The sequence below is a fragment of the Streptomyces sp. NPDC060000 genome, from assembly GCF_042737375.1.
GTDB lineage: Bacteria > Actinomycetota > Actinomycetes > Streptomycetales > Streptomycetaceae > Streptomyces.
Genome location: NZ_JBHWUU010000155.1, coordinates 1 through 8345, shown reverse-complemented (window position 1 = coordinate 8345; position 8345 = coordinate 1). Strand labels below are relative to the sequence as shown.

Sequence of the window (8345 nt, the reverse complement as noted above, 5' to 3'; positions counted from 1 at the left end):
CCAGTTCACGCTCGGACCGGCGTCAGCGTCAGCGCACGTCGCCCATGAGCTTCTTGACCTTGCCGCGGTACATCCACACCGCGACACCGGCGACCACGGCGAGCGTGGCCTCCAGGGTGACCACGCCCGTCTTGTTGAGGTCGGCGCCCGCGATGGACAGCAGGCCGGTCGTGGCGTCACCGGCGGTGACGGCCAGGAACCAGACGCCCATCATCTGCGAGGCGTACTTCGCGGGTGCCATCTTCGTCGTGACGGACAGGCCGACGGGCGAGAGCAGCAGCTCACCGACGGTCTGCACGAAGTAGATCGCCACCAGCCACAGCGCGGCCGCCTTGTGACCGCCCTCGGCGATCGACAGCGGGGCCAGGAAGAGGAAGAAGGACACGCCGACCAGGAGCAGACCCGAGGCGAACTTCACGATCGTGCTCGGTTCCTTGCCGCGCCGGTTCAGCGCGAGCCAGATCCAGGCGAAGACCGGGGCCAGGGCCATGATCAGGACCGGGTTGACGGACTGGTACCAGGAGACCGGGAACTCCCAGCCGAAGACGGTGTTCTTCGCCGACGAGTCGGCGAAGATCGACAGGGTCGAGCCGCCCTGGTCGTAGATCATCCAGAAGACGGCCGCGGCGACGAAGAACCAGATGTACGCCGACATCGACGACTGCTCGGTGCGGTCCAGGTCCTTGTCGCGCTTGATGCGGGTCAGCACCATGACCGGGATGATCACGCCGAGGAGGGTCAGCGGGACCAGCAGCCAGTTCAGCGTGTAGTGGCCGGAGAAACCGACGATCGCGTAGAAGACGAGGGCGATGCCGGCCCAGATCGCGGCCTTGCGCAGCGTCGAGGACTTCTCCTCGGCGGACAGCGGCATCGGGACGACGCTGGAGCGGTCGGCGAGGTGGCGGCTGCCGAGCAGGAACTGGGCCAGGCCCAGCGCCATGCCGAGCGCGGCGAGCGCGAAGCCCAGGTGCCAGCCGACGTTCTCGCCGATGGTGCCGATGACCAGCGGCGCGGCGAAGGCGCCGAGGTTGATGCCCATGTAGAAGACGGTGAAGCCACCGTCGCGGCGCGCGTCGTCCCGGCCCTCGTAGAGGTGGCCGACCATCGTAGAGATGTTGGCCTTCAGCAATCCCGAGCCGATCGCGACGAGACCGAGGCCCGCGTAGAACGTGCCGGACAAGGGCAGCGCCAGCGTGAGGTGGCCGAGCATGATGACCCCGCCGGCGACGGCGACGGTCTTGCGCGGACCCCAGACCCGGTCGCCGAACCAGCCGCCCGGCATCGCGAGCAGGTACACCAGCGACACGTACACGGAGTAGATCGCGGTCGCGGTCGCCGCGCTGAGGTGCAGGCCGCCCGGAGCGACGAGGTACAGCGGGAGCAGAGCCCTCATGCCGTAGTAGGAGAAACGCTCCCACATCTCGGTCATGAAGAGAGTGGCCAGTCCGCGGGGGTGGCCGAAGAAGGTCTTCTCGGAACCGGGGGTGCCCGGAGTCACCGAGTCCTTCGTCAGGCTGGACGCCATGGTCGTTCCTTGCTGGTCGGGACGCGCCGCACGGGAGTGCCGCGCGCCCGGTGGGGGGCGGCCGGCACCGGCGGACCGCTTCGTCCACCCCTACGCCCCGGGGGAGTCCGCTCCGGGTCTCGAAGCGGCGGACGGCGACCACCGGGATCCACGCCCCCTCGCTTCGGGGGCCCGGCCACAGGTCGTTCCTTTTGGAGGCCGGCGGGAACCGGCCCGCACACAAAAGTGACCTTCGGGTGTCAGGTGACCGCCGAAGGCCGTTGCGTGCTGCAGGCGTTCTTTCACCATACGGCAGCACAATGCCGCATATGGAAGGACTTGAGACACGGATCACAGGTGATCAAGGAACCGCGTGCGGGGATTTGAAGGTCTGAACCAGGATGCCATCCCTCGACCGTAGGTCTGTACCAAGATCGACGGCGGGACGGCCGACGCTCGACACGCCGTCTGTCCGGCATGTCCGTGAGTAAGAAACAGCGGGGCGATCACACTTCGGCCGCCGCCCGGCGCGGACTACCATCAGCTCATGACCCGTGTACTGCTCGCCGAGGACGACGCGTCCATCTCGGAGCCGCTGGCCCGTGCCCTGCGCCGGGAAGGCTACGAGGTCGAGGTGCGTGAGGACGGCCCCACCGCACTCGACGCCGGAATGCAGGGCGGCGTCGACCTGGTCGTGCTCGACCTCGGGCTGCCCGGCATGGACGGCCTGGAAGTGGCCCGCCGACTGCGCTCCGAGGGCCACGCCATCCCGATCCTCATCCTCACCGCGCGCGCCGACGAGGTGGACACCGTCGTCGGTCTGGACGCGGGCGCCGACGACTACGTCACCAAGCCCTTCCGGCTGGCCGAGCTGCTGGCCCGGGTCCGGGCCCTGCTCCGGCGCGGCGCGTCCGAGCCGCAGCAGCCGCCCGCCACCCACGGCGTCCGCATCGACGTCGAGTCGCACCGCGCCTGGATGGGCGAGGAGGAACTCCAGCTCACCGCCAAGGAGTTCGACCTGCTGAGGGTCCTCGTCCGTGACGCGGGCCGGGTCGTGACCCGCGATCAGCTGATGCGCGAGGTCTGGGACACCACCTGGTGGTCGTCGACCAAGACCCTCGACATGCACATCTCCTGGCTGCGCAAGAAGCTCGGCGACGACGCGGCGAATCCCCGCTACATCGCCACGGTGCGGGGCGTGGGGTTCCGCTTCGAGAAGAGCTGAACTCCCCCGGAGGGGGCACCCCCAACCGCTGCGGTCGGCCGACCGTGCGCGTTGCGTTGCCGGGTGCGGGGCCGGTGGGTCTTCTCGCGTCCACGCGGCGGAGCCGCATATCCGGCCCGGCCCCGCGCCCCCGGGTGAGTTGCCCGCCACCCCGTCCTGTGAAGCCACTGCCCGGAGGGGTTCGTGCGTCGCCGTCTCATTCAGTCCACGCTCGCCGTCGTGCTCGTCGTCATCGCCGTTTTCGGGGTGTCCCTCGTCATCGTCGAGACCCGCACGATCAGCAACAGCGCGCAGGAACGGGTGGACTCCGAGGCACTGCGGCTGGCCAGCATCGTGGACAGCCGCCTGGTCGGCTCGGAGAACGTCACCGCCCGGATACTGCGTGACCAGGTCACGCAGGACCGCTACGCCGAGATCCGGATGCCCGGCCGGCCGGTGATCCAGGTCGGCACCCAGCCCCAGGGCGATGTCATCACGGCGACGGCCAAGGGCGAGGAGGGCGAGAGCGTCCTGGTCCAGGAGCCGCGTTCCACGGTGACCCGGGAGGTCGGCCGCACGCTGCTGATCATCGGCCTGGTGGCGCTGCTGGCGGTGATCGCGGCGGTGCTGCTGGCCATCCGCCAGGCCAACCGTCTCGCGTCCCCTCTCACCGACCTCGCGGAGACGGCGGAACGGCTGGGCTCGGGCGACCCGAGGCCCCGGCACAAGCGGTACGCGGTTCCCGAACTCGACCGGGTCGCCGACGTCCTCGACGCCTCCGCCGAGCGCATCGCCCGCATGCTGACCGCCGAACGCCGCCTGGCGGCAGACGCCTCCCACCAGCTGCGCACGCCCCTGACGGCCCTCTCCATGCGCCTGGAGGAGATCACCCTCACCGACGACCCGGACACCGTGAAGGAGGAGGCGACGATCGCCCTGACGCAGGTGGAACGCCTGACGGACGTCGTCGAACGCCTCCTGACCAACGCCCGGGACCCGCGCACCGGCTCGGCGGTCACCTTCGACCTCGACGAGGTCATCCAGCAGCAGCTCGCCGAGTGGCGCCCCGCCTACCGCGGGGTGGGCCGGGCCATCGTCAGCTCCGGCAAGCGCAACCTGCGGGCGGTGGGCACGCCGGGAGCGGTCGCCCAGGTCCTGGCCGCCCTGATCGAGAACTCGCTCATGCACGGCGGCGGCACGGTGGCCCTGCGCACCCGCGTCACCGGCAACCAGTCCGTCGTCGAGGTCACCGACGAGGGCCCCGGCGTCCCCGCCGATCTGGGTGCCCGTATCTTCGAGCGGGCCATCAGCGGCCGTAACTCCACCGGCATCGGCCTGGCGGTCGCCCGCGACCTGGCGGAGGCCGACGGCGGCCGTCTGGAGATGCTCCAGGCCCAGCCCCCGGTCTTCGGTCTGTTCCTGTCCCGCACGGCCCCGCAGAAGCGGACCGCCGAGGACGGCGAGCCCACGGTCAGATAACGCCCGCCCGGGGCGCGGTCCGCTCGCCGCTCAGCCCATCCGCCGCTCGGTCCGCCGCTGAGCCCATCCGCTGCTCGGTCCGCCGGTCGCTCGGCCGTCGGGCGTTCCGTCCGCCGGCCGTCGAGCCCGCTCGCCGTTGTGTGCCCTCGCCGCTGAGCCCATCCGCTGCTCGGTCCGCCGGTCGCTCGGCCGTCGAGCCCGCTCACCGCTTGGTCCGCTCGCCGTCGTGTGCCCTGGCCGCTCAGCCCATCGCCGTTCGGTCCGCCGGTCGCTCGATCCGCCGACCGCTCGTCCGCTCGCTCAGCCCGTCGGGCGTTCCGGCTGCCGGCCGTCGAGCCCGCTCACCGCTCGGTTCGCTCGCCGTCGTGTGCCCTCGCCGCTCGGTTCATCCGCTGCTCGGTCCGCCGGTCGCTCAGCCGCCGGGCGTTCGGTCCGCCGGCCGTTCGGTCCGCAGGGCGTTCCGTCCGCCGGCCGTCGAGCCCGCTCGCCGTCGTGTGCCCTCGCCGCTCGGTTCATCCGCCGCTCAGCCCACCCGTTGTTCGGCCCTCGGCTCGGGCTTGCGGGACTGTTCGGCCACGGTGAGGAACGACTCGGCGCCGGCCACGGCCTCCTTCGCCGGCAGCGCCCGGAACACCCACGTCCGGTACGACCAGAACCGGAACAGGGTCGCGATCCCGATGCCGACGAACTTGAACACGTTGCTCTGCAGCGGGCTGTCCCACCCGAACCCGTAGGTCGCCGCGAACAGCAACCCGTTCTCGATCACCAGTCCCACCGTGCTGAACAGCAGGAACAGCGTCAGTTCCTTCGTGCGCCCGCTCTTGTCGCGGTCACGGTAGGTGAAGTATCGGAACCCCACGTAGTTGAAGACGATCGACACGACGGTCGCTATGACACTGGCGCGCACCACCGGCAGGTCGGTCAGATGCCGGACCAGGTTGAAGACGCCGAGGTTTACCAGCAGCCCCACGCCGCCCACGGCTCCGAACTTCGCGAGCTCGCGGACGACCCTCCTCAGCCCCGAGGAACCATGTGCCATGGTCGTACAGGCCCCCGTCCGGGATCGGTTTCGTCAACCCAGCCATGCTAACCACCACTCTTGTCGGTTTCCTGTGGTCCGGCTCACGGGGCCGTGACCAGCGGGGAAGAAGCGGGGAGGAAGCGGGGATATGGCGGGTATGAGACGGGAAAGGTCCCGGTAAGAGGCACGGAATTCGGCCTCGGTGGCGCGGCCGATACCCTGGGGTGGTGACGTTCCCGGTAGTCGGCATGGTCGGCGGGGGCCAGCTCGCTCGTATGACACACGAGGCGGGCATCCCGCTCGGCATCAGATTCAAGCTCCTCAGTGACACCCCACAGGATTCCGCGGCGCAGGTCGTGAGCGATGTCGTCATCGGCGACTACCGCGATCTCGACACGCTCCGTGAGTTCGCGCGCGGGTGCGATGTGATCACCTTCGATCACGAGCACGTACCCACCGAGCACCTCAGGGCGCTGGAGGCGGACGGCATCCCCGTCCGCCCGGGCCCCGACGCGCTGGTGCACGCCCAGGACAAGGGGGTGATGCGCGCGAGACTCGACGCGATCGGCGTCCCCTGCCCCCGGCACAGGATCGTGACCGACCCGGCGGACGTCGCCGCGTTCGCCGCCGAGGGCCTGGCCGAGGGCGCCGAGGGCGACGGCTTCCCGGTCGTGCTGAAGACCGTCCGCGGCGGCTACGACGGCAAGGGCGTGTGGGTCGTCGACTCGGTCGAGGAGGCGGCGGACCCGTTCCGGGCCGGCGTCCCCGTCCTGGCCGAGGAGAAGGTCGACTACGTCCGCGAGCTCGCGGCCAACGTCGTGCGCTCCCCGCACGGACAGGCGGTCGCCTACCCGGTGGTCGAGTCGCAGCAGGTGGGCGGCGTCTGCGACACGGTGATAGCCCCTGCGCCCGGCCTGGACGGGGCCCTCGCCCTGCGGGCCGAGGAGATGGCCCTGCGCATCGCCAAGGAACTGGACGTGGTCGGCCACCTCGCGGTCGAGCTGTTCGAGGTCCGCAACGCCGACGGCTCCTCCGCCGTCCTCGTCAACGAACTGGCGATGCGCCCGCACAACTCGGGCCACTGGTCGATGGACGGCGCGATCACCTCGCAGTTCGCCAACCACGTCCGCGCCGTTCTCGACCTCCCGCTCGGCGATCCGCGTCCGCGCGCCCCCTGGACGGTCATGGTCAACGTCCTGGGCGGCGACTACCCGGACATGTACTCCGCGTACCTGCACTGCATGGCCCGCGACCCCCAGCTGAAGATCCACATGTACGGCAAGGACGTGAAGCCCGGCCGCAAGGTCGGCCACGTCAACACCTACGGCGACGACCTGGACGACGTCCTCGAGCGCGCACGTCACGCAGCCGGTTACCTGAGAGGCACGATCACCGAATGAGCCCAGTTGTAGGCATCGTCATGGGTTCGGACAGCGACTGGCCCGTCATGGAGGCCGCCGCGCAGGCCCTCGACGAGTTCGAGATCGCGTACGAGGTCGACGTCGTCTCCGCGCACCGCATGCCGCGCGAGATGGTCGCGTACGGCGAGCAGGCCGCCGAGCGCGGCCTCAAGGTGATCATCGCGGGCGCCGGCGGCGCCGCCCACCTCCCCGGCATGCTCGCCTCCGTGACCCCGCTCCCGGTGATCGGCGTACCCGTGCCCCTGAAGTACCTGGACGGCATGGACAGCCTGCTGTCGATCGTGCAGATGCCGGCCGGCGTCCCGGTCGCCACGGTCTCGGTGGGCGGCGCCCGTAACGCCGGACTGCTGGCCGCCCGCATCCTCGCCGCCCACGACGAGGAACTGCTCGCCCGCATGCGGGACTTCCAGCAGGAGCTGAACGACCAGGCCACCGAGAAGGGCAAGCGCCTGCGCGCCAAGGTCGAGGGCTCGAACGGCTTCGGTTTCGGAAAGTGACGGAGATGACCTCACTGGACGCGGCCCGCGAGCTCCTGCGCGAGTTCCCCGTCGTCGACGGCCACAACGACCTGCCCTGGGCGCTGCGCGAGCAGGTCCGCTACGACCTCGACGCCCGCGACATCGCCACCGACCAGCACGCCCACCTGCACACCGACATCCCCCGGCTGCGCGCCGGCGGGGTCGGTGCGCAGTACTGGTCGGTGTACGTCCGCGCGGACCTGCCCGACGCGGTCCCGGCGACGCTGGAGCAGATCGACTGCGTGCGGCGGCTCGTCGCCCGCCACCCGGGGGACCTGCGCGCGGCACTGACGGCCGCGGACATGGAGGCGGCGCGCGCGGAAGGCAGGATCGCCTCGCTCATGGGGGCGGAGGGCGGCCACTCCATCGCCAACTCGCTCGGCACCCTGCGCGGCCTGTACGCGCTCGGCGTGCGCTACATGACGCTCACCCACAACGACAACGTGGACTGGGCGGACTCCGCGACCGACGAACCGAGGGCGGGCGGCCTGTCCTCCTTCGGCCGCGAGGTCGTGCGCGAGATGAACCGCGAGGGCATGCTGGTCGACCTCTCGCACGTGGCGGCGACGACGATGCGGGACGCGCTCGACGCGACGACCGCACCGGTGATCTTCTCCCACTCCTCCGCCCGCGCGGTCTGCGACCACCCCCGCAACATCCCGGACGACGTCCTGGAACGCCTCCCGGCCAACGGCGGCATGGCGATGGTGACCTTCGTGCCGAAGTTCGTCCTGCAGGCGGCGGTCGACTGGACGGCAGCCGCCGACGACAACATGCGCGCCCACGGCTTCCACCACCTCGCCACCACCCCCGAGGCGATGAAGGTGCACCGGGCGTTCGAGGAGACGAACCCCCGGCCGATCGCCACCGTCGCCACGGTCGCCGACCACCTCGACCACATGCGCGAGGTCGCCGGCATCGACCATCTCGGCATCGGCGGCGACTACGACGGCACCGCCTTCACCCCCGACGGGCTCGACGACGTCTCCGGCTACCCCCGTCTGATCGCGGAGCTCCTCGACCGCGGCTGGTCAGGGCCGGACCTCGCCAAGCTGACCTGGCAGAACGCGGTACGCGTCCTCGGCGCGGCCGAGGACGTCGCCCGCGACCTCCAGGCGACCCGGCCGCCCTCCCACGCGACGATCGAGTCGCTGGACTGCTGACCGGGCCCCTGGGCTTCGGCGGGGCGGTCGGTGGG

At 70.8% G+C, this 8345-nt stretch carries 7 protein-coding genes; 5 read left to right on the top strand and 2 right to left on the bottom strand.

The window, feature by feature from the left end; all coding sequences use genetic code 11:
- Nucleotides 1–28: 28 nt before the first annotated feature.
- Nucleotides 29–1525, bottom strand: coding sequence for an oligopeptide:H+ symporter (locus tag ACFWBB_RS41955; RefSeq protein WP_385284379.1), 1497 nt, complete (start codon nucleotides 1523–1525; stop codon nucleotides 29–31).
- Nucleotides 1526–2051: 526 nt separating this feature from the next.
- Here ACFWBB_RS41955 and ACFWBB_RS41950 point away from each other — a divergent pair.
- Together ACFWBB_RS41950 and ACFWBB_RS41945 are read left to right on the top strand one after the other, a co-directional pair.
- Nucleotides 2052–2729 (top strand): response regulator transcription factor, encoded by a 678-nt coding sequence (locus ACFWBB_RS41950; protein WP_020128522.1) that lies wholly within the window; start codon nucleotides 2052–2054, stop codon nucleotides 2727–2729.
- A 183-nt stretch (nucleotides 2730–2912) separates the two neighbouring features.
- Complete coding sequence (locus ACFWBB_RS41945) at nucleotides 2913–4187, top strand: ATP-binding protein (RefSeq protein ID WP_385284376.1); 1275 nt, start codon at nucleotides 2913–2915, stop codon at nucleotides 4185–4187.
- A 523-nt stretch (nucleotides 4188–4710) separates the two neighbouring features.
- Here the strand turns inward: ACFWBB_RS41945 and ACFWBB_RS41940 are convergent.
- Complete coding sequence (locus tag ACFWBB_RS41940; RefSeq protein WP_385284373.1) at nucleotides 4711–5226, bottom strand: GtrA family protein; 516 nt, start codon at nucleotides 5224–5226, stop codon at nucleotides 4711–4713.
- 209 nt (nucleotides 5227–5435) lie between these two features.
- On the opposite strand from ACFWBB_RS41940, the gene ACFWBB_RS41935 reads away from it, so the two are divergent.
- Genes ACFWBB_RS41935 through ACFWBB_RS41925 form a run of 3 tightly spaced genes read left to right on the top strand, consistent with a single transcriptional unit; the run spans nucleotide 5436 to nucleotide 8310 of the window.
- Nucleotides 5436–6608 carry a 5-(carboxyamino)imidazole ribonucleotide synthase gene (locus tag ACFWBB_RS41935; RefSeq protein ID WP_385284370.1) on the top strand — a complete coding sequence of 391 codons (1173 nt, stop codon included), beginning with the start codon at nucleotides 5436–5438 and terminating at the stop codon, nucleotides 6606–6608.
- Between the two features lie 20 nt (nucleotides 6609–6628).
- Nucleotides 6629–7126, top strand: a complete 498-nt coding sequence (gene purE / locus ACFWBB_RS41930; protein ID WP_328484627.1) for a 5-(carboxyamino)imidazole ribonucleotide mutase — start codon at nucleotides 6629–6631, stop codon at nucleotides 7124–7126.
- 5 nt (nucleotides 7127–7131) lie between these two features.
- Nucleotides 7132–8310 carry a dipeptidase gene (locus ACFWBB_RS41925; RefSeq protein ID WP_385284367.1) on the top strand — a complete coding sequence of 393 codons (1179 nt, stop codon included), beginning with the start codon at nucleotides 7132–7134 and terminating at the stop codon, nucleotides 8308–8310.
- Nucleotides 8311–8345 lie beyond the last annotated feature (35 nt).